This is a genomic window from Streptomyces sp. NPDC096048 (genome assembly GCF_044763415.1).
Lineage (GTDB): Bacteria > Actinomycetota > Actinomycetes > Streptomycetales > Streptomycetaceae > Streptomyces.
Map to the genome: position 1 here is coordinate 528,880 of NZ_JBIWGG010000006.1, position 18,784 is coordinate 547,663.

General features: G+C 72.6%; 22 protein-coding genes. 5 read left to right on the plus strand and 17 right to left on the minus strand.

Annotation, left to right across the window (positions count from 1 at the left end; all coding sequences use genetic code 11):
* Window positions 1–56 precede the first annotated feature (56 nt).
* Complete coding sequence (locus tag ACIQ6R_RS19650) at window positions 57–728, minus strand: maleylpyruvate isomerase family mycothiol-dependent enzyme (protein WP_404222622.1); 672 nt, start codon at window positions 726–728, stop codon at window positions 57–59.
* A 226-nt stretch (window positions 729–954) separates the two neighbouring features.
* On the minus strand, window positions 955–1,314 hold the full coding sequence (locus ACIQ6R_RS19655; protein ID WP_403555938.1) for a winged helix-turn-helix transcriptional regulator: 360 nt from the start codon (window positions 1,312–1,314) through the stop codon (window positions 955–957).
* A gap of 50 nt (window positions 1,315–1,364) precedes the next feature.
* Here ACIQ6R_RS19655 and ACIQ6R_RS19660 point away from each other — a divergent pair, with 50 nt between their 5' ends.
* The gene (locus tag ACIQ6R_RS19660) at window positions 1,365–2,258 is read left to right on the plus strand and encodes an NAD(P)-dependent oxidoreductase (protein ID WP_404222623.1); all 894 of its coding nucleotides are present in this window, start codon (window positions 1,365–1,367) and stop codon (window positions 2,256–2,258) included.
* 15 nt (window positions 2,259–2,273) lie between these two features.
* Here ACIQ6R_RS19660 and ACIQ6R_RS19665 read toward each other — a convergent pair whose 3' ends face one another.
* From ACIQ6R_RS19665 to ACIQ6R_RS19685, 5 genes are all read right to left on the minus strand, one after another.
* Entirely contained in the window at window positions 2,274–4,424 is a 2,151-nt protein-coding gene (locus tag ACIQ6R_RS19665) for a HelD family protein (RefSeq protein ID WP_404222624.1), read from the minus strand.
* Between the two features lie 45 nt (window positions 4,425–4,469).
* The gene (locus ACIQ6R_RS19670) at window positions 4,470–5,099 is read right to left on the minus strand and encodes a TetR family transcriptional regulator (RefSeq protein WP_404222625.1); all 630 of its coding nucleotides are present in this window, start codon (window positions 5,097–5,099) and stop codon (window positions 4,470–4,472) included.
* A gap of 61 nt (window positions 5,100–5,160) precedes the next feature.
* The gene (locus ACIQ6R_RS19675) at window positions 5,161–7,353 is read right to left on the minus strand and encodes a phosphotransferase (protein ID WP_404222682.1); all 2,193 of its coding nucleotides are present in this window, start codon (window positions 7,351–7,353) and stop codon (window positions 5,161–5,163) included.
* A 359-nt stretch (window positions 7,354–7,712) separates the two neighbouring features.
* On the minus strand, window positions 7,713–8,468 hold the full coding sequence (locus ACIQ6R_RS19680; RefSeq protein ID WP_404222626.1) for an HAD family hydrolase: 756 nt from the start codon (window positions 8,466–8,468) through the stop codon (window positions 7,713–7,715).
* Window positions 8,468–9,343 carry a winged helix-turn-helix domain-containing protein gene (locus ACIQ6R_RS19685; RefSeq protein ID WP_404176490.1) on the minus strand — a complete coding sequence of 292 codons (876 nt, stop codon included), beginning with the start codon at window positions 9,341–9,343 and terminating at the stop codon, window positions 8,468–8,470. The genes ACIQ6R_RS19680 and ACIQ6R_RS19685 overlap by 1 nt, the downstream gene beginning before the upstream one ends.
* A gap of 146 nt (window positions 9,344–9,489) precedes the next feature.
* On the opposite strand from ACIQ6R_RS19685, the gene ACIQ6R_RS19690 reads away from it, so the two are divergent.
* Window positions 9,490–9,678, plus strand: coding sequence for a hypothetical protein (locus tag ACIQ6R_RS19690; protein ID WP_345635879.1), 189 nt, complete (start codon window positions 9,490–9,492; stop codon window positions 9,676–9,678).
* A 12-nt stretch (window positions 9,679–9,690) separates the two neighbouring features.
* On the opposite strand, the gene ACIQ6R_RS19695 is transcribed toward ACIQ6R_RS19690, so the two are convergent.
* Window positions 9,691–10,602, minus strand: coding sequence for a FadR/GntR family transcriptional regulator (locus ACIQ6R_RS19695; protein WP_404222628.1), 912 nt, complete (start codon window positions 10,600–10,602; stop codon window positions 9,691–9,693).
* A gap of 153 nt (window positions 10,603–10,755) precedes the next feature.
* Between ACIQ6R_RS19695 and ACIQ6R_RS19700 the strand changes: the two genes are divergently transcribed.
* On the plus strand, window positions 10,756–10,941 hold the full coding sequence (locus tag ACIQ6R_RS19700) for a hypothetical protein (RefSeq protein ID WP_404176496.1): 186 nt from the start codon (window positions 10,756–10,758) through the stop codon (window positions 10,939–10,941).
* A 174-nt stretch (window positions 10,942–11,115) separates the two neighbouring features.
* Here ACIQ6R_RS19700 and ACIQ6R_RS19705 read toward each other — a convergent pair whose 3' ends face one another.
* The 3 genes from ACIQ6R_RS19705 to ACIQ6R_RS19715 form a co-directional block, all read right to left on the minus strand.
* A complete protein-coding gene (locus tag ACIQ6R_RS19705; RefSeq protein WP_404222630.1) occupies window positions 11,116–12,408 on the minus strand; it encodes a GNAT family N-acetyltransferase in 1,293 nt (430 codons plus the stop codon).
* A 319-nt stretch (window positions 12,409–12,727) separates the two neighbouring features.
* Window positions 12,728–13,744 (minus strand): asparaginase, encoded by a 1,017-nt coding sequence (locus ACIQ6R_RS19710; RefSeq protein ID WP_404222631.1) that lies wholly within the window; start codon window positions 13,742–13,744, stop codon window positions 12,728–12,730.
* Between the two features lie 91 nt (window positions 13,745–13,835).
* Window positions 13,836–14,456 carry an aerial mycelium formation protein gene (locus ACIQ6R_RS19715; protein ID WP_404176505.1) on the minus strand — a complete coding sequence of 207 codons (621 nt, stop codon included), beginning with the start codon at window positions 14,454–14,456 and terminating at the stop codon, window positions 13,836–13,838.
* 180 nt (window positions 14,457–14,636) lie between these two features.
* Between ACIQ6R_RS19715 and dtd the strand changes: the two genes are divergently transcribed.
* Entirely contained in the window at window positions 14,637–15,062 is a 426-nt protein-coding gene (dtd, locus tag ACIQ6R_RS19720) for a D-aminoacyl-tRNA deacylase (protein WP_404176507.1), read from the plus strand.
* A 68-nt stretch (window positions 15,063–15,130) separates the two neighbouring features.
* On the opposite strand, the gene ACIQ6R_RS19725 is transcribed toward dtd, so the two are convergent.
* From ACIQ6R_RS19725 to ACIQ6R_RS19735, 3 genes are read right to left on the minus strand one after another with little or no spacing between them, the layout of a single operon-like run.
* Complete coding sequence (locus ACIQ6R_RS19725; RefSeq protein ID WP_404222632.1) at window positions 15,131–16,096, minus strand: YgfZ/GcvT domain-containing protein; 966 nt, start codon at window positions 16,094–16,096, stop codon at window positions 15,131–15,133.
* A gap of 10 nt (window positions 16,097–16,106) precedes the next feature.
* Complete coding sequence (locus ACIQ6R_RS19730) at window positions 16,107–16,544, minus strand: Fur family transcriptional regulator (RefSeq protein ID WP_404176513.1); 438 nt, start codon at window positions 16,542–16,544, stop codon at window positions 16,107–16,109.
* Between the two features lie 32 nt (window positions 16,545–16,576).
* Window positions 16,577–17,152 carry an FABP family protein gene (locus ACIQ6R_RS19735; protein WP_404222633.1) on the minus strand — a complete coding sequence of 192 codons (576 nt, stop codon included), beginning with the start codon at window positions 17,150–17,152 and terminating at the stop codon, window positions 16,577–16,579.
* Between the two features lie 260 nt (window positions 17,153–17,412).
* Here ACIQ6R_RS19735 and ACIQ6R_RS19740 point away from each other — a divergent pair, with 260 nt between their 5' ends.
* Entirely contained in the window at window positions 17,413–17,775 is a 363-nt protein-coding gene (locus ACIQ6R_RS19740; protein WP_404222635.1) for a DsrE family protein, read from the plus strand.
* 88 nt (window positions 17,776–17,863) lie between these two features.
* Here the strand turns inward: ACIQ6R_RS19740 and ACIQ6R_RS19745 are convergent, their stop codons facing one another.
* From ACIQ6R_RS19745 to ACIQ6R_RS19755, 3 genes are all read right to left on the minus strand, one after another.
* On the minus strand, window positions 17,864–18,019 hold the full coding sequence (locus ACIQ6R_RS19745) for a hypothetical protein (protein WP_404222686.1): 156 nt from the start codon (window positions 18,017–18,019) through the stop codon (window positions 17,864–17,866).
* Window positions 18,020–18,113: 94 nt separating this feature from the next.
* Window positions 18,114–18,380: a DUF3099 domain-containing protein gene (locus ACIQ6R_RS19750; RefSeq protein WP_404222636.1), complete on the minus strand. Its 267-nt coding sequence runs from the start codon at window positions 18,378–18,380 to the stop codon at window positions 18,114–18,116.
* A gap of 112 nt (window positions 18,381–18,492) precedes the next feature.
* Window positions 18,493–18,780 carry a DUF1416 domain-containing protein gene (locus tag ACIQ6R_RS19755; RefSeq protein ID WP_100569102.1) on the minus strand — a complete coding sequence of 96 codons (288 nt, stop codon included), beginning with the start codon at window positions 18,778–18,780 and terminating at the stop codon, window positions 18,493–18,495.
* Between the last annotated feature and the right edge of the window lie 4 nt (window positions 18,781–18,784).

Below are 18,784 nucleotides of genomic sequence, written 5' to 3' on the forward strand. Positions count from 1 at the left end.
ATGCGCTTGCAATAGTGTGCCTTCGCGTGCCGGACCGCGCACCTCCGGGCGCACGGTCACACTGTCTCGCAGCGATCGCGCAGAATCGCCGCACCGTCGCCCGCGAGTTCGTCGCAGTACGTCGCGCGTCCGGTCATGGCCATCACCAGGGCCAGGGTGGAGCCGGACACGAGCGGCCCCGAACCGGTCGAGAAGGGGCCGTCGTCCGCGACGAGCCTCAGCCCGCCGACGCGTCCCTTGGCGACGAGCACGAGATCCGAGCCCCGGTAGTACTCGGCCACCCGGGTGAGGACCTCGACCGGGTGGTCACGGCGGATGCCCAGCGGGCGCCGGATGTCCTCCCCGTGCACGACCGTCTCGCCCAGCATGGCAAGGGCGGGCAGGGGAGGCTTGGTGGTGCTCGGGACGATGCGCCGGAACCGCTCGAGGGTCTCGGCCGGGGTCGCACCCAACTGCTCGGCCAGCCGCATGGCCACCTGCTTGTCGAAGTCGAACCGGCAGCGGATCACCCCCGCCATCCAGCGCACGGTGTTGAGGCTCCCGCCCGCGGTGAGGTGCGCGAGCACCTCGCGCACCGTCAGGCCCGCGCAGAGCGAGGGCGTCTCCCACCGCTCGTCGGTCACGTCCCCGAGATCGGCCGCCAGCGCGGCTCGCTCGGCGCGGATCAGGGGCCAGGCCCCGGCTCCGTGGCCGCGGCCGCGGGGCGCTGTCACTGCCGGATCAGTCATACGGGAGGTCTCCTGTCACGGGGGCGTACTCCGACATCGCGCCCGGGCAGCGTCCGGCACGGGCGTTCGTGAGGAAGACCGGTGATCCGGAGGAAAGTCATCGCCCGCGACGGACCTCGCTCCGTCCCGGCTCGGACGCGCCCGGGCCAGGACGGCACCTACCCACTTTTTTGTGCGTACTTGGCAGCGCGTCCCCCTCGGCCGAAGCTGAAGGGGCAGGTGATCGTCAGGAGGCAGCGCGGGTGGCGGTCTCCGGCCCGGCCAGCCTGTCCAGGCGCCGGTGGCCCCAGTCGGAGAGAGGAGAGAGGGCCTCGGCGAGGTCGCGGCCGAAAGCGGTCAGGGAGTACTCCGTCTTCAGCGGAAGCACGTCGTACACCCGCCGGTCCACCAGTCCGTCCGCCTCCATCTCGCGCAGCGCCTGGGTCAGCACCTTCTCGGTGAGGCCGGGCACCCGCCGGCGCAGTTCGGCAGGCCGCTGCGGGCCGGACTCCAGCAGCCACAGCAGCGTCGTCTTCCACTTGCCCTCGATCACGGCGATCGCGGCGGTCACTCCGCAGACGTTCGGATCCTGACGCCGGTGCGCCATGCCGTGCCCCTTTCCTCAGCAATTGCTCACTACGTTACGGGAGTTGAAACATGTGCGTGCACACCGACCAGTCTGCCGCCGCCGTCACCGTTCTCGGCCTCGGTCCGATGGGCCGGGCGCTGGCCGAGGCGTTCGTGGCCGCCGGGCTGCGCACCACCGTCTGGAACCGCACGCCCGGCCGGGACGCCGATCTGGTCGCCCGGGGCGCGGCCTCGGCGCCCTCCGCGGAGGAGGCGGTCGCCGCCTCCCCGCTGACCGTCGTCTGCGTGGTGAACTACGACGCCTCCGACGCCGTACTGCGCCAGGACGCCGTCGCCGCCGCCCTCAAGGGCCGTACGGTCGTGAACCTGAGCGCCGACACCCCCGAGCGGGCCCGGGACACGGCCGAGTGGGCCGGCCGGCACGGCGTCCGCTACCTGGACGGCGCGATCATGACGCCGACCCCGACCATCGGCACGGACGACGCGGTGTTCCTGCACAGCGGCCACGAGGAGCTGTACCGGGAGCACCGGCCCGTGCTGGCGGCGCTCGGCGGCACCCACACCCACCTCGGTGAGGACCCCGGGCGAGCCGCGGCCTACGACATCGCGCTGCTCGACATCTTCTGGACGGCGATGGCCGGATACTCGCACGCCCTCGCCGTGGCCCGGGCGGAGGGCGTCACCGGCGCGGAACTCGCCCCCTTCGCCCAGGGCATCGCCGCGATCCTGCCACCGCTGTTCACCGAGTTCGCCGCCGACACCGACGCCGGTTCGTACTCGGGCGAGCTGAACCCGATCACCTCGGCCGCGTCGACCATGGCGCACGTCGTCCACGCCTCCGAGGCGCACGGCATCGACGCGAGCGTGATGCGCGTGATCGAGGGGCAGGCCCGGCGGGTCATCGCGCTCGGGCACGGCACGGACGGGTTCACCCGGGTCGCCGAGGTGATCGGCCGCCGCTGACCCCGCGACGGGACGTCAGAAGGGCAGGGGACGTCCGTGCACCACGTCCAGCCGGGACACCGCACGGGTGAGCACCACGTACAGCCGGTGCAGGCCCCGCCCCCGGGCGCCCTCCGCCTCCGCGATCGCCGCCGGTTCGACGGTGACGACGTGGTCGTACTCCAGTCCCTTCACGACACTCGCGGGCACCACGGCCACCCGGGCGCCCAGCGCCTCCGGTCCCGCCGCCGCGATCCCGGCGGCGTCGAGGGCGTCCCGCAGCCGGGGCACGTCCGCGTCGGCGGCGACGACGCCGACGGACCCCTCCCGGACGAGAGCGTCCCGTACGGCGTCGACGGCGGCGCCGACGACCTCCCCGGGCGCGGCCGGACGCATCGTCAGCTCGCCGTCCCCGCGCAGGGAACGGGCCGCCGGTACGTCCACGTCCAGCCGCGCGAGCAGCCGGTTGGCGAGGCCGACGACCGCCTGCGGCACCCGGAAGCCGGTGGTCAGCGGCGTCACGGTCGCGTCCGGCCGGCCCAGGTGCGCGAGGGTCGTCCGCCACGACCGCGCCGCCCACGGCGTGGTCCCCTGGGCCAGGTCGCCGAGGACGGTGAGCGAACCGAAGGCGGCCCGGCGGGCGATGGCCCGGCACTCCATCGGGGAGAGGTCCTGGGCCTCGTCGACGACGATGTGCCCGTAGCCCTCGGGGTGTTCGAGGAGCCCGGCGACCTCGTCGAGGAGGACCAGGTCGGCGGCGGACCAGCGGGCCGACCGCCACGACTGCGGCGCGCCGGCCGCCGTCCACCGGACCGCCCGCTGCTCGTCGTCGTCCAGCAGCCCGTCGGCGGCCCGCGCCAGCGCGTCGGGGTCGCCGAGCAGCCGCGCGACGACCTCCTCGGGGCGCACCCGGGGCCAGACGGAGTCGAGGTACGCGCCGACCGGCCGGGACCGTTCGATCCGGCGCCCCCAGGCGCCCGTCCGCGGCCCGGCGCGCCGCTCGGCCAGGTCCCGGACGTACCGCACGATCCGGGCCCGCACCCGCTCCCGCCCCACGGTGTACGGCGGTTCCTCGTCCCGTACGTCCGCCACGATCCGGGCCAGCTCGTCGGCCGGGACCCGCCAGCGGTAGGAGCCGTCCGGTACGGCGAGGGAGTCGGCGGCGCCGGCGGCCACGCGCGCGTACAGGGCGCGGCGCAGCACCTCGGCCGTCCGGGCGTCGTGCTTGACGGCGGCGGCCCGCTCGCCGTCGGTGCCGGTGACCGGGTGCCGGGCGATCTCCCGGGCGAGCGTGGACTGCCGTACGCCGGTCTCGCCGAGGGCGGGCAGTACCTCGGCGATGTAGGAGAGGAAGGTGGGGTTGGGGCCGAGGATCAGCAGTCCACCCCGCCGGATGCGCCGCGGGTGGGTGTAGAGCAGGTACGCGGCCCGGTGCAGTCCGACGGCGGTCTTTCCCGTGCCCGGGGCGCCCTGGACGCAGACCGTGGCGGTGAGGTCCGCGCGGACGAGGTCGTCCTGCTCGGGCTGGATGGTGGCGGCGATGTCCCGCATGGGTCCGACGCGGGGCCGTTCGATCTCGCGGGCGACGATGTCGCTCGCCCGGGACTCGCCGCGGCCGAGCCGCTCGTCCTCCAGCCCGGTGAGGTCGGCCGAGTCCCCGCGGCTGCCGGGCGCCCACCCGAAGCGGCGGCGGACGGCGACACCGTGCGGGTCGCCGGCGGTGGCCTGGTAGAAGGCCCGGGAGACGGGGGCGCGCCAGTCGACGACGAGGGGCGGCGCGGCGGGGTCCTCGGTGATCCGCAACCGGCCGATGTGCAGCCCGGCGTGGTCGCCACCGGCGTCCGGGTCCTGAGGCGCGGCGGCCTGAGCCACGGCCTCCTGAGCCACGGCGGCCTGAGGCGCGGCGGCCTGAGCCACAGGGTCCTGACCCACGGCGTCCCGAGGCGAGGCGAAGTCCAGCCGGCCGAAGAACAGCGGCCCCTCGGGCAGTTCGCGCAGCGCCTTGGCCCGGCTGCGCAACCGGTGTCCGAGCACCTCGGCGTCGGCACCGGAGGCGGAGACGTCCTCGCCGGTGACCACGTGTTCCCGGGCGCCGTCGACCATGGCGGCGAGAGCGGTACGGCAGTGGTCGTGGTGGGCGCGTTCCTGGGCGAGGGCGTGCTGGAGGGCGGAGTCGGGTGACGTCATTCCAGCGAGCGTACCCGAATAACGTTACCGAGTTACTTTTTTTACTCAGTCGCGTGAATCGGGTTCCGGCAGAGCGAACCGCGGCAGCCCCGCCGCCAGTCCGCCGAACGCCCGCTCCGCCGCCGCCACGGCATCACCCCGCACGTCCGCCATCCCCTCCCCGGCCGCGATCCGCCGCCAGTTCTCCTGCGCGAGGACCCGCCGCACGGCGATGATCTGCCCGGCGGCCAGCCTGGCCTCCAGGTCGCCGCCGAGGGCCTCGGCGAGCGCGGCCTCCGACCGCTCCAGGTGCGTGTGCAGCCGGGCGAGGAGGGCGGGAGTGCCGTAGAGCAGCGTGTGGAAGGCGAGTACGTCGGGACGGTCGCTGAGCCCGGTCACCGGGTCGGACCGCTCCAGCCCCGCCAGGAAGTGCCGGCGCAGCGCCTCGATCGGCGCCGGGCCCTCCCCCGCGACCCGTGCCGCCTCGCCCTCGTGGTCGGCGATGCGGTGCAGGACGAGGTCCTCCTTCGCCGGGAAGTACCGGAAGAGCGTCGGCTTGGACACCTCGGCCGCGGCGGCCACCTCGGCGACGGACACCGCGTCGAACCCCCTCTCCACGAAGAGGCCGATGGCGATGTCCGACAGCGACTGGATCGTCCGCTGCTTCTTGCGCTCACGCAGGCCGGTCTCCACCATGCGACGACCCTACGCCGGGCCCGCGGGCCGATGGCTCACACGCGGCGACCCCGGTGACGGCTCAGGCCTCCGCCGGGACGAGGGCGGCGGCCCGTGGGCCCCCGTGGCCTCCGTGGCCTCCGTGGCCTCCGTGGCCTCCGTGGCCCCCGTGGCCCCCGTGGCCCCCGTGGCCCCCGTGGCCCCCGTGGCCCCCGTGGCCTCCGTGCGGCAACGCGCGGGCCAGGGAGGGACTGGCCGTGGACTTGTCCGGCAGGCCGAGGGCCGCCGTGGCCTCGGCCAGCGTCATCGCGTAGGCCTGGACGGCGCGTTTGACGTTGGGCGCCTCCAGGCCGGCGCCGGTCACCAGGCGGTGCAGGTCGACGTAGGCGGAGCGGACGGTCTCGATCCACCGGTACACACGCCAGTCGTCGTGCCAGTTGCGGGCGCAGTCGGGCGGCAACCGGCGCTCCCACCGCCGGAACATGCGGTCGCGGATCTCCGGCCGCGTCGGCGTGAGGTGCATGTGGCGCACGAGGTCGTACAGGGGATCGCCCACCATGGCCATCTCCCAGTCGATGAGCGTCAGGCCGCCGTCCGGGCGGCGCACCAGGTTCCACGGGTTGAGGTCACCGTGCAGCAGTACGGGCCTGCGCCGGCTCAGGGTGTGCCGGGTGAGGATCTCGGCCAGCCGCACGGTGTCCGGCAGTCCCAGTTCGCGGGCCAGTTCCATCGTGGCCTTGGGCAGCGCGCCCACCATGCGCACCAGCTCGCCACGCAGCCAGGGGTAGAACGCGGCACCGTTGAGCGGGTCCAGCTCTCCGCACTCGACCTCGGTCAGCGCGCCCAGCTGGTCCACGAGGTCGTCCGCCTCGTGCGGGCGCAGCCCGTGCTCGGGGTGCTCCGGGGGACGGAAGCCACCGGCCGGCCCTTCGTAGGAGTGGATGGTGAACCGCTCGCGCAGCCCGCTGGTGCCCAGGGCCAGCACCCGCGGAGCCCGTACGCGCGCCCCGGAGCGTTCGATCGCCGTCAGCACGGCGTGCTCGCTGAGGAACCGGCGCTCCAGGGATTCGGTGGCGCCCACCTTCCGACGGACCATGACGGGGAAGCCGACGCCCTCGACCTGCACGGCCGTGTTCAGATGGGCGGTCCCCTTGAAAACCCGGTCGGCGGCGGCCGCGCCCTCCTCCAGCAGAGCCCGGCTGACGGCCCAGGCGGGGAAGTCACCGCGGATGCGGACCCTCCGGTCGCGCTCCCACGCGATCCGGAAGAGGGTCCGCTCCCGGCCAGGCCGGACGCCGTGCGACTCGTTCCACCGGTAGAGGATGCGTTCGATGGCCGGCTCGTCCGGCACGCTCTTCAGGCGCAACGGTTCCTCCGCCGCCACCAGCGCCCGACGCACCGCCCGGGTCGCGGCGTCGAGGTCCTCCGGGCCGGAGGAGTCGCCGAGCGACTTCGCGGCCCGCATGACGTCCGGATAGACGGACTGGGCCCGCTCGAACGCGACGTAGTGCCTCAGGTCCCGGTCCAGGCCGTTGACGGCCTTGCCGCGCCGCTCCCCCGTCACCTTGCGCCACGCCTCGATGACCTCCGGCCACTGGTACTCGGGGTAGCGCATGCGCACCAGGTGGGTGGCGAGGTCGTGGAGGGGGTCGCCGTAGCCGGCCAGTTCCCAGTCGACACAGGTCAGTGGGGGGTTCCCGCCGTGGGACACGATCACGTTGTCCCGGTGCAGGTCCGTGTGGAGCAGGCTGAACGGGCGGCTGACGAGGGTGGGCACCCTCTCGGCGAACCGGACCAGGGCATCCTCCGGCACGCCCAGCATGGCGAACAGACCGCCGAACTCCGCCCGGTTGCGCTGCCTGATCTGCTCGTCGGCCGCGAACGCCAGTGCTCTGAGGAACGCGCCGCCGTCCCGGCTGGACCGGGGCCAGTGGACCGGCAGCGGGGGCAGGTGCTGCCTGCGCACCTGGGTCATGTCGGCGAGCAGCCCCGCCAGCGCGACGATCAGGTCGTGGTCGACGGGCGTGTCGCCCGGGCAGACGGTCGACAGGGGTACCCCCTCGACGTAACTGAGGACGACGACGTCACGGTGCTTGGCCAGACAGCGCGGGACGTTGTGCAGCACACCCCAGATCCGGTTGAGCAGGTCGGACTCGTCCTGCCAGGTCCGGATCACCACCGGCAGGGCGGACGGGACGCGTTTGCGGACGGTGACCGGCGCACCGTTCTCGGCGGCGACCAGCCGCGAGTCCTCGGCGGTGAGGGGGCGCACCATGTAGTTGAGGTGGTGGTGCCCCCGGCCGAACCGCCCCAGCGCCGTGGCGTGAGCCAGGAACCGGTCGAACGCCTCGTCCGCCGCCCGCTCGAGTGCCGGCTTGCCGAGCGGGGACGGACGACTCACGGAGTGCTCCAGGAGGGACTTGCGACGCGCCAGATCTTCATGCTGCGACGAAGAAAGTGGGCACACAGTACAGCCAGGACTCGTGGCCCGTTGAAAGTACTCCAGTATCCGGAACGCACTTGAGCAACTCGGGTGACCGGATCGAGCGAATCAGCCCCGCCACCCGAGCCCCGGACACCCTTCGCACGGGATCGGCCGGCGGCCCCGGCCGGCGAACGTCCTGACGCCGTGACTCAGGCGGGGCCCCGCCCCCGGGCGTCCTCCCACAGCAGCCTCAGTACCGGCTCCAGTGAGTGCACGACCGTTTCCGCGCCGGCCTGCCTCAGGAGCTTCGCCTTCTCGTCGTCGCGCGCGTAGCCCAGGAACGGCACTCCGGCGCGCCGGGCGGCGGTCAGGTCGGACGTGGTGTCGCCGACCATCAGCGCCTGGCCGGGGGCGGCGCCCATCGCTCTGAGGGCCCGGTTCAGGCAGTACGGGTCGGGCTTGAGCAGGTGCAGGTCCCGGGTGCGGCCGTAGATGTGGGGGGCGAAGCAGTCCAGCAGGCCCCGCGTGGTGAGGTACTCGCCCACCACGCGCGGCGAGTTGTTGGTGGTGACCGCCAGTCCGACACCCAGCGCGGTCCAGGTGCGGATCAGGGGGTCCGCGTACGCCGTCGGCCGCGCGGTGGCCACGGCGCGCAGCTCCTCGCAGGTCAGCCGCTCCTCGAAGTCGGCCGCGAGGTCACTGCGGTGACGCCTGCGGTCGACGGCCCCGAGCAGGACATGCGGGTCCGGGTGGACCTGCTCCTCCTCGCTCAGCAGCTCCTTGAGGCCCAAGCGTCCGAGCCAGTCCACCAGTTCACCCGCGACCCGGTCGGCGGAGTAGCCCGCGAACAGCCTGCAGATGGGGCCGTCGAAGTCCCAGAGGACGACCCGGGCGCCCGAGACCAGCTTCCTCAGGCCATCGGCCCGCTCGGCCACCGGTTCCGTCTGATCCGTATCGGAAGTCACTAGGAGAGTGTCATGTCCGTGGTGATGGTTTCCCAGAGGGCGTCGAACCACTTCTGCGATTCCTCCACGAACACCGCGTCCCGGTGGCCCGCCCGCTTCAGGAAGGAGAACAGCAGCGACTGGGAGCCGAGGGCGTCGTACATCTCCAGCGTCCGGCTCTCGTACTCCTCCTCGCGCCGGGTGAGCATGTAGTAGCCGAGGAGCGCCTCGTCGCCGTTGAGCAGGTAGAGCTTCATCGGCGGGGTGAAGGGCAGGGCGCGGAAGGCGATGTGCACGTCGACGCGGTGGGTGGAGCGCACGGCGTGCAGGTTGTGCTGGAGCACGCGGGCCTGGGCGTTGCGCATCTGGAGCCAGCGCTGGTGGACCGGGTCGTCCTCCTCGTCCTCGACCAGGACGGGGAAGGCCAGTTCGATGTCCCTCGACGGCATCAGGACGCGGAAGTCGATGGACTCCGGGTGGATGCGGCCCTCGTGGATCATGCGGAGCGGCTCGCTCAGGGCCAGCATCAGCGTCTCCGAGGTGTGGCACACGACGTCGACCCGCACCCGCGGTGCCGAGAACGCCTCCGCCAGCCGCGGCCCGAGCGCCACCATCGTCGGCTGCGGCTCGCCCCGGGGCGTGGCGGGCTCGGCGATGCGGGGCGGGCTGCCCTTGCTGACGTTGGTGAGCAGGCCGTCCTCCTGGAGCGCCCGCAGGGCCTGGCGGACGGTGCCGCGCTCCACCTTGAACTCGTCGGCCAGCTCGGCCTGGGTGGGCAGGCGGTCGCCCGCCTTGAGGTCTCCCCCGCGGATCCGCTCGCGCAGGATCTCGGCGATCTCCTGGGACGAGAGCCTTCTGCCGCCGTTCACGGACACGTTCTCCTGAGTCACGACCAAACGCTACAACTTCGACCTACCTACAGGGAGTTGCTTGAAACTTGTTTATAGATAGCAGCCAAGTGGGGACAACATAGGCAGAGTTGGTTGCCAACTTGGTCTAGTTGGCGGAAGTTCCTTCCCAGACTTCCGAAGGGGGAAAGACCATGCCCGTTCTCGCCCTTGTCTCCGCGGTCCTCGTCGTCGCCTTCGAGCAGATCGTCCAGTGGAAGTACGGCGCCTCCGGCATCGTCGGCCTGCTCCTGCTCACCATCGGCATCAAGGCCAAGAGCCCGTCCGTCAGCTCCGTCGGAGCGGTGGTGCTGGCCCTGCTGGTCGCGGGCCCCGCGCTGTGAGCGGGAGTCCGATCAGGCGGTGAGCAGCAGTTCCGAACTGATCGTCTCCCACAGCGCGTCGAACCACAGCCGCGACTGCTTCACGAACACCCCGTCGCGCAGGCCCCCGCCCTGCTCGAAGGTGAACAGCGTCGAGCGGGTGCCCTCCGCGTCGTACATCTCCACCGGCTCGTGATCGATCTCCTGCTCGCGCCGGCTGAGGGTGTAGTACGCGAAGAGGGCCTCCGCGCCGTTGAGCAGGTACAGCTTCACCGGCGGCGTGAAGGGCAGGGCGCGGAAGGTCACGCGCACGTCGATGCCGTGCGTGGCCCGCAGGCCCAGCAGGTTGTGCTGGAGCACCTGGCCCTGGGCGTTTCGCATGGCCAGCCACCGCTCGTGCACCGGGTCGCCGGCCCCCCGTCCGGCCACCGCCACCGGGAAGGCCAGGTCGATGTTCCGGCTCGGCAGCAGCACCCGGACGTCGATCTTGGCCGGTTTCAGTCGCCCCGCGTGGATCTGGCGCAGCGGTTCGCCGATGGCGAGGGTGAGGGAGACCGAGGTCAGGCACAGGGCGTCGATCTCGACGTGCGGGGCGGCGAAGGCCTCGGCGATCCGGGGCGCGAGGGCGGCCGTGGTGGGCATCGGCGGCGCCGCGGGCCCGCCCAGGGAGCCGTGGAGGTCGGGCGCGACGGTCGCGGGGCTCCCTTTGGACACGTTGGTGAGCAGACGCTCCGACTGCAGGATGCGCAGGGCCTGGCGGACGGCGCCGCGCTCCACGCCGAACTCGTCGGCCAACTGGGCCTGTGTGGGCATGCGCTGGCCCGGCTGCAGCCGACCGGACCTGATCCGGGCGCGCAGTTCGTCGGCCACCTCGCGGTGTGTCCGCTGTGGCCGCTGCGGTCTCTTCCGCCCATTGACGGGGGCATGTTCCGGCTCCACGACCAAACACTACAACTTCTCGCCATCTTTAGGCAGTTCGCGGAAAGGTGGTTATGAGACGCGTCCAAGCGGAGATAAGTACAGTGAAGTTGGCAGCCAACTTGAGCAACGTGGTCGGACCTTCAGGGGGTTGGCCACCACGGTGACAGGGGGACCACCATGCCGCTCATCGCCATCGTCGTCGCCGCTCTGGCCATCGGGTTCGAGCAGCTCGTGCAGTGGAAGTACGGGCCCATGGGCGTCATCGCGCTCGTCGCGCTGTCCATCGGCATCAAGGCGAAGAACACCATGATCGGCGGTGTGGGCGCGGTGATCCTCGTGATGCTGCTCGCCCAGTCCGGCTGAACCGACGTACTGCTGTCCGGGCCCCCTTCCGGAGGGGAGCCGGGAGCCCGGGCAGTCAGTCAGCACCACGCACCACAACCACAACCACAACTGAACAACGGCACCACAACCACAACCGAAGAGCACGCGCTACGGATGCGCACACCCACCCGTCACCGGCAGAAGGGGGCCACCTCAGAACATGTCCGGGCACCAAGGCCGCCTGGACGTACGCAGCAGGGCGTCGGCCACACGGGCGGCGCCCGCTCGTTCTTCCCGGACCCGGCCGAGCGCGGCCAGCCGTACGGCCGACTCGTCGCCCAGCCACAGCGTCGCCAGCTCGGCCACGTCGAGCACGAGGTGGGCGCTCTCGGTGGTCGGCACGCAGGACGCCCCGTCCGCTCCCGCCTCCAGCCGCCACCGCCCGCCGGCCGGCCCTCCCCCGCTCTCGGCTCCGCTCGAGCGACGGGACCCCCATCGGTCCACGACCTCCAGCACCAGCGAGCCCTGCCCCTCGTACGTCCGCGCCTCCAGCGCCCGTACGACGTCCAGGATCCGCACCCACAGCCAGTCCGCCTGCGTGCTGATCCTGGCCGCGCGCGGATCCGGCAGGAGGTGCGGAAGCAGGTCGTCGGGGGCCCGCCAGCCGCTCTTCACGGTCGTGATCCAGTCGATCGAGCACAGGTAGCGCCACAGGGCGCGCTCGGCGTCCGGCGTGACGGCCAGCAGCCAGTCGACGGTCGCCGTGTTCAGCGGCTGCTTGGCGTCGCCCCACTTGTCGTCGGCCCGGTACGAGGCCATGCCCTCGACCTCGCCGTCCGCCGAGCGGTAGACGGCGTAGTAGGGCTCGGTCCACGGAGTGCCGTTCGTGCTCAGGACCCCGGTACGGGCCTGCCACCACAGCTCGTCCCGGCTGACCGCGCCGGGCTGGGTCCGGCGCAGCCGCTCGTGCAGCTCGGGGCCGAGCTTGCGGACGTCCGCCCCGTCCACGAGGTCGATCCGGCCGCCGTCCTCCGGGGCCGCCCAGCGCGCGTCGAGACCGGCGCGCGGCACGTCGACCGTCCACTCGGTCATCGTGGTGGCCGGGCCGAAGCCGTACCGGCCGTAGATCGGGTACTCGGCCGCGATCAGGGTCGCGACGACGTCCCCGCGGTCCTTCGCCGCCGCGAGGTCCCGCGCCATCATGCGGGTGAGCAGGCCGCGGCGGCGGTGGGTCGCGGTGACGGTGACGTTGGAGATCGCGTCGGCGGGCACCGGGGCGCCGCCCACGGCGGTGATCTCCTGCGCGAAGGACCGGTAGGTCGCCACGCACCGCTCACCGTCGAAGGCGCCGAGCGACCGGCCGGGGACGAAGAGGTTGCGCCGGGCCTCCAACTGCTCCGCGGCGACGGCGGGCGGCATCAGGAAGCCGGTGTTCAGGGCGCGGTTCCAGTCGGGGAACTCGGCCTCGGTGATGGGACGTACGTCGATGTCGGTGCGGCGGGTCATGCGCTCACGGTAGGTCGACGACCACGCCGGCGTCGCGCGGATTTGCCCGCGCCCGCGTCCCGCGAGCCACCCGCCCGGGCACCTCGGAGGGACACCCGACCGCCGGGGGGGACCCGACCGCGAGGGGGCCACCCGACCGCGGGCGGACACCCGACCCGGCGGGACACCCGACCCGGCGTGACGGCACCTGCCTACCCCGGCGTGACGGCACCTGCCGGCCCCGGCAGCACGGGAACCACAGGGCGCTGCGCGCTGCCCGCCCCCGCGCCACGGGCCCCGGCGGCACCGGAGCCGAGCCCCCACCTGCCCGCTCCGCCCCTCAGAAGGCCGCCCGGACCTCCCCCACCTCGCGACCGCCGCCCAGCAGAGGCGCACGGCCGATGCGGTCGACCACCGGCCCCGCCACGCCCAGCAGCGTCAGCGCGCGGGCCAGTACCGGGCCCAGGGCGCGCGTCGCGCCGTCCTCGACCTTGAAGGCCAGGGCGCGGCCGTCCGGCAGGGCCACCGCCTGGACGGCCTCCGCGCCCATCTTGGAGAGCGTGCCGGGCACCTCGCGCATCAGCCAGGTGTCGGCGCGGCGGGTGCCGGCGACGTACTCGGGGTGGGCGCGCATCGCGTCGGCGACCCGGCGCTCCGCCGTTCCGGGCTCGGCGCGGACGAAGGTGCGGAAGGCGCGGGCCAGCCCGACCAGGCTGATCGCCAGCAACGGCGCCCCGCACCCGTCCGTGCCGACGGCGGCGACCGGCTCGCCCGCGGCGTCCTCCACAACCCTGTGGATGATCCGCTGCAACGGGTGCTCGGGGTCGAGGTACGACTCCAGCGGCCAGCCCCGCCGCGCGCAGACGGCCAGCATCGCGGTGTGCTTGCCGGAGCAGTTCATGGTGACCCGGTCGGGCGCCGCACCCGACGCCAGGTACGTCTCCCGCTCCTCCGCGTCCAGCGGCAGGTCGGGCGGGCACTGGAGCAGGGCCGGGTCGAGGCCGTACTCGTCCAGCATCCTGCGGACCAGGCCGCGGTGGAAGGGCTCCCCGGAGTGGCTCGCGGCGGCCAGCGCCAGCCGCTCCCCCGCGAGGTCCAGGCCGGCCCGCAGGACGCCGGCCGCCTGCATCGGCTTGTTCGAGGAACGCGGGAAGACCGGCGCCGTCACCTCCCCCAGCGCCAGCTCCACGGCCCCGTCGGCACCCAGCACGACCAGGCTGCCCCGGTGCCGCCCCTCGACGAAGCCGGACCGGACGACCTCGGCGAGGACGGGCGGTACAACGGGCGCGAGGGCGGACGTGGGCGCGGGCGGGGACGGCTGGGCCGTCGGGGGAGGGGACGGTCGCGACGCGGGCATCGGCGGTGGCCTTCCGGACGGACGGCCCGCCGCGGCGACGGCCCGGGATCGCCGGGCCCCCGGGGGGCGGCCTCGTGAGCCGCCCCTCGTGTCACACGAGCAGGTCGTCGACTTGTGCTTCCCCCTCACGGTACCGGCGTGCGATCTCCGCGCTGCAGTCGTCGGCCGTGCGCTGCAGCCGCTGCCGTCGACGGGAGACCTGCTGCTCGTAGCGCACGAGCCGGCCCATCCCCGCGGTCAGCTCGACGTCGGTGCGGGCCGTCAGGTCGGACAGCTCGACCTCGCCGAGCATCTCCGCGGCCAGCCGCCGGCACTCCTCGCTCCGCGGAGTGCCGAGCGTCACGTGCCGGGCGGAGGAACGCTGCCGGGCCGGTGCGTCGGTCAGGATCTCCGACAGCCGCTCGACCACGGACCCCTTCGCCGCGGTGGTCACCACGGACGCGGGCCGGCGCCCCGCCAACTCCGCACGCAGGATGTCGATACGGCCCTGCAGCAGCCGCCGTACGTAGCTCAGGTCGGCCTCCTCGCGCTGCGCGTCCCGGCGCAGCGTGCGCAGCTCCGGCAGCCTCAGCGCGATCAGGTCGTGCCCCGGAGGATCCGCGGGCAGCTCCGGGCTGTCCGTGCGCTGCACGGGCGGCCGGGGCGCCTCCAGGCCACCCGGACATGTCAACGCGACAGTCCCAAGCGGCTGCCCCGTACTCGGTGTGCTCATATGCCTCTACCGTCCCCTCGACCGGCCTCTGGGGAGCATCGTGCCACCCCAAGTGGCCGCTATGTGACCGAGTGCCCACGATCGGCCCCGATCGGCCCCAGATGGGGGGTTAGGGAGCGAAAAAAACCCCGGTACGGGCCCGCGTGCCCACACCCTAGGGGCGCACGGCATCATGACGGGATGCGTGCGGTGGTGCAGAGGGTGGACGGCGCGAACGTCGTCGTGAACGGCGAGACCGTGGGAGCGATCGACGGCGAGGGCCTGTGCGTCCTGGTCGGCGTCACCCACGACGACACCAAGGAGAAGGCCGCGCAGCTGGCCCGCAAGCTGTGGTCGGTGCGGATCCTGCCCGACGAGAAGTCGTGCAGCGACATCGACGCACCGCTTCTGGTGATCAGCCAGTTCACCCTTTACGGCGACGCCCGCAAGGGCCGCCGCCCCACCTGGAACGCCGCCGCGCCCGGCGACGTGGCCGAACCGCTCGTCGACGAGGTCGTCGCGCGACTGCGCGCACTGGGCGCGACCGTGGCGACGGGCCGCTTCGGCGCCCAGATGCGGGTGTCGCTGACGAACGACGGCCCGTTCACGGTGATCGTCGAGGTCTGAGACGGCCCCGGGCTCCACTCGGGCCCGGGGACCTGTGCTCTCGGGGCTCTCAGGGCGCTACGGCGGTCTCAGGGCTCCACGACGGTCTCCTGGGCCGCCGCCGTGGTCTCCGCCATCAGGCGGGCGTCCACCGGCACGTTCCGCTTCACCAGGGCCAGGGCGACCGGTCCCAGCTCGTGATGGCGTACGGACGTGGTGACGAAGCCGATCTTCCGGCCGTCGGGACCGTCGTCCGCGAGGCGCACCTCGGCCCCGTTCGGCGGCAGGTGGACCTCGCTGCCGTCCAGGTGCAGGAAGACCAGGCGGCGCGGCGGCTTGCCGAGGTTGTGCACCCGGGCGACGGTCTCCTGCCCCCGGTAGCAGCCCTTCTGCAGATGGACCGCGGTCCCGATCCAGCCCAGCTCGTGCGGGATGGTCCGGTGGTCGGTCTCGAAACCGAGGCGGGGACGGTGCTGCTCGACGCGCAGCGCCTCGTGCGCGAGGATCCCGGCCGGCGGGCCGGCCCGATCGGCGAACGCCTCCAGCCTCTCGCGCGGCAGGAAGAGATCACGGCCGTACGGCGTCTCCCGGACGGCGACGCCCTCGGGGACCTCGGTGATCGAGCCGGCCGGCACGTGCACGAGCGCGATGTCGGCGGTGCGGTCGGCGACCTCGACCCGGTAGAAGAACTTCATCGACTCCAGGTAGGCGATCAGCGCCTCCTGGCTGCCGGGCTCCACGTGGGCCCAGACGGTCGTGCCGTCGTCGACGAGGTACAGGGCGTGTTCGATGTGGCCGTTCGCGGAGAGGATCAGCGCCTCGGTGGCCTGGCCGGTCGGCAGGTCGCTGACGTGCTGGGTGAGCAGCAGGTGCAGCCAGCTCAGCCGGTCGTCGCCCGTCACGGTGACGACACCGCGGTGGGAGAGGTCGACGAAGCCGGTGCCGTCGGCGAGGGCACGCTGCTCGCGGAACAGGTCGCCGTAGTGCGCGGCGACGCCTTCGTCCACGCCCTCGGCTGGGACGGCGCCGGGCAGGGACAGCAGGGGGCTCTTCATACGCCCTAGCCTACGACTCGGTAGTTGAGCCCTTCAGGGAACAGTCCTCGCACCGGCCGAAGATCGCGAAGTGCTTCAGATCGGTGTCGAAGCCGAACTGCTCCCGCAGCTTGGCGGTGAACTCGGCGGCCACCGACAGATCGGCCTCGATCACGTTGGTGCAGTCCCGGCAGACCAGGTGGATGTGGTGGTGCCGGTCGGCCAGGTGGTAGGTGGGCGCGCCGTGCCCCAGGTGGGCGTGCGAGACCAGCCCCAGCTCCTCCAGGAGCTCCAGCGTGCGGTAGACGGTGGAAATGTTGACCCCCGACGCCGTCTTCCTCACTTCGCCGAGGATGTCGTCGGGGGTCGCGTGCTCAAGGGTGTCCACGGCTTCGAGGACCAGCTGCCGCTGCGGGGTCAGCCGGTAGCCGCGCTGCCTGAGGTCGCTCTTCCAGTCGGTGCTCACCACACCCACGAGTCTAGGGTGTGTCGGCCGCGGGCCTACTTGAAGAAGGCGATCCCGTCGTCGGGCATGTCATCGGGCAGGGCCTTGGCCCAGCGCTCGACGTCCTCCGGGGTGACGACCTTCTTCAGGTGCGCCGACATGTAGGGGCGCAGCTCGACGTCGGGGGTCTGCTTCTCGCCCACCCACATCAGGTCGCTCTTCACGTAGCCGTACAGCCGCTTGCCGCCGGTGTAGGGCCGCGAGGCCGCCGTGCGGGCCACCGCGTCCGTGACCAGGTCGATCTGGGGCTTCTGGTCGGCCAGCTCGCCGTACCAGATCTCGATGACGCCGTCGTCGCGGGTCATCGTCACCTCGACCTTGCGGTTCGCGTCGATGCGCCAGAAGCCGTGCTCGGACTCCAGCGGGCGCACCTTGTTCCCGTCCTGGTCCAGGACCCAGCTGTGGGACCGGTACTCCAGGAAGTCCCGGCCGTCGTGGCTGAAGGAGACCTCCTGCCCGAAATTGCACTTCTCGGCGCCCGGGAAGTCGTGCACGCCCGCGCCCGCCCAGTCGCCCAGCAGGAAGACGAGGGGGACGAGGTCCTTGTGGAGGTCGGACGGGATCTCGATCATGAGCGGTACTTCCTGGCGTCGGTGATCAGCGCTGGCCCTGGTACAGCTTCTTCACGGTCAGACCGGCGAAGGCGAGGACGCCGACGCAGACCAGGACCAGCAGGGCTTCGAAGAAGATCTCCACGGGGTGCTCCTCGGTAAAGCGGAGTGCGGTGCGTGCGCCGGGTGCGCTACGTGCACAGGGCCGTGGCCCAGCTTACGCGGCCCGGGGCGGCGCCACTTTGCGAGGTGCGCCCTCCAGTGCGCCGTATGATGCGGCCATGGCGAAGAAGCTCGTGATCAAGGTGACGGCGGGCGCCGACGCGCCCGAGCGGTGCTCCCAGGCGTTCACGGTGGCGGCGGTGGCCGTGGCCAGCGGCGTCGACGTCTCTGTGTGGCTGACCGGCGAGTCCGCCTGGTTCGCGCTGCCGGGCCGCGCGGCCGAGTTCGAGCTGCCGCACGCCGCGCCGCTGCCCGATCTGCTGGACTCGATCCTGGCGGGCGGCCGGCTGACCCTGTGCACCCAGTGCGCGGCCCGCCGCGACATCACCGAGAAGGACGTCCTCGACGGCGTACGGATCGCGGGTGCCCAGGTCTTCGTGCAGGAGGCGCTGGGGGACGAGACGCAGGCGCTGGCCTACTGACCCTGCCGAAAAGCGAACGATGACGGAGAAGTGCCCTCAGAACGCCCACCTGAGCACCCCGAGGACATCTGAGGGCGAAATGCCCACGTCAGCGGAGCAGCAGGGACTGCAGAGCCACGGTCTGCCGGAAGGGCACCGCCTCGGCCTCGCCCTTGCGGCTCTGCAGGACGATGGCCAGCACGTCACCGGCGCCGAGGTATGACGTGAAGTGCGCGTTCCGTATGCGCGCACCCAGGAGACCCACAGCCGACGACCGGGGTTGCGGCGAGGTTGATCACGATTCGGCCCCGACGCTGGGCTCCCGGTGCGTGTCCCGGGCGCGCGGCACACAGGCGCCGCTACCGGGAGTGCGGGCGCTTCTTGCCGTCCAGCTCGTCCCACCACTCGTCGGACTTGGGGTCGCCGGAAGGGTCGTCCCACCAGCGGTCGTCGGGGCCGCGGCGGTTGGCGACCATCGCGGCGAGCGGGGGGATGACCATGGCGACCACGCACATGCCGACGGCCGCGGGGACCGACCAGAGGCGGACCACGCCCCACGCCAGGACGAACAGCGCGATGCAGATGCCCATCATCACGAAGTAGCAGTGCCGCCGCCGCGCGTACATACGTCCAGGGTAGGTCGGGACGGGAGGTCCGGACATGCCGAAGGGCCGCACCCCGGGCGTCCAACCCATGGGGTGCGGCCCTGCGGCCGTCGCTCGCCGCTGCCGCGTGCCGTCAGACGGCGATCGCGACCTCCGCCAGTCCGCCCTGCTGGGCGACGACCGTGCGGTCGGCGCTGGCGCCCGGGACGAGCGCCCGTACGGTCCAGGTGCCCTCGGCCGCGTAGAAGCGGAACTGGCCCGTCGCGGAGGTCGGGACCTCCGCCGTGAACTCTCCGGTGGAGTCCAGCAGACGGACGTAGCCCGTCACCGGCTCGCCGTCGCGGGTCACCTGACCCTGGATCGTGGTCTCACCGGGCTTGATCGTCGAGGCGTCGGGGCCGCCGGCCTTCGCACCGCACATGTCG

Coding starts and splice junctions, on each gene's coding strand:
- ACIQ6R_RS19700 (WP_404176496.1), top strand. CDS start 10,756: ATGCCGCTCATCGCCATCGTCGTCGCCGCTCTGGCCATCGGGTTCGAG.
- ACIQ6R_RS19690 (WP_345635879.1), top strand. CDS start 9,490: ATGCCCGTTCTCGCCCTTGTCTCCGCGGTCCTCGTCGTCGCCTTCGAG.
- ACIQ6R_RS19725 (WP_404222632.1), bottom strand. CDS start 16,096: ATGAAGAGCCCCCTGCTGTCCCTGCCCGGCGCCGTCCCAGCCGAGGGC.
- ACIQ6R_RS19660 (WP_404222623.1), top strand. CDS start 1,365: ATGTGCGTGCACACCGACCAGTCTGCCGCCGCCGTCACCGTTCTCGGC.
- ACIQ6R_RS19750 (WP_404222636.1), bottom strand. CDS start 18,380: ATGTACGCGCGGCGGCGGCACTGCTACTTCGTGATGATGGGCATCTGC.
- ACIQ6R_RS19735 (WP_404222633.1), bottom strand. CDS start 17,152: ATGATCGAGATCCCGTCCGACCTCCACAAGGACCTCGTCCCCCTCGTC.
- dtd (WP_404176507.1), top strand. CDS start 14,637: ATGCGTGCGGTGGTGCAGAGGGTGGACGGCGCGAACGTCGTCGTGAAC.
- ACIQ6R_RS19710 (WP_404222631.1), bottom strand. CDS start 13,744: ATGCCCGCGTCGCGACCGTCCCCTCCCCCGACGGCCCAGCCGTCCCCG.
- ACIQ6R_RS19755 (WP_100569102.1), bottom strand. CDS start 18,780: ATGTGCGGTGCGAAGGCCGGCGGCCCCGACGCCTCGACGATCAAGCCC.
- ACIQ6R_RS19665 (WP_404222624.1), bottom strand. CDS start 4,424: ATGACGTCACCCGACTCCGCCCTCCAGCACGCCCTCGCCCAGGAACGC.
- ACIQ6R_RS19715 (WP_404176505.1), bottom strand. CDS start 14,456: ATGAGCACACCGAGTACGGGGCAGCCGCTTGGGACTGTCGCGTTGACA.
- ACIQ6R_RS19675 (WP_404222682.1), bottom strand. CDS start 7,353: ATGGTGCGCCCCCTCACCGCCGAGGACTCGCGGCTGGTCGCCGCCGAG.
- ACIQ6R_RS19705 (WP_404222630.1), bottom strand. CDS start 12,408: ATGACCCGCCGCACCGACATCGACGTACGTCCCATCACCGAGGCCGAG.
- ACIQ6R_RS19740 (WP_404222635.1), top strand. CDS start 17,413: ATGGCGAAGAAGCTCGTGATCAAGGTGACGGCGGGCGCCGACGCGCCC.
- ACIQ6R_RS19650 (WP_404222622.1), bottom strand. CDS start 728: ATGACTGATCCGGCAGTGACAGCGCCCCGCGGCCGCGGCCACGGAGCC.
- ACIQ6R_RS19655 (WP_403555938.1), bottom strand. CDS start 1,314: ATGGCGCACCGGCGTCAGGATCCGAACGTCTGCGGAGTGACCGCCGCG.
- ACIQ6R_RS19670 (WP_404222625.1), bottom strand. CDS start 5,099: ATGGTGGAGACCGGCCTGCGTGAGCGCAAGAAGCAGCGGACGATCCAG.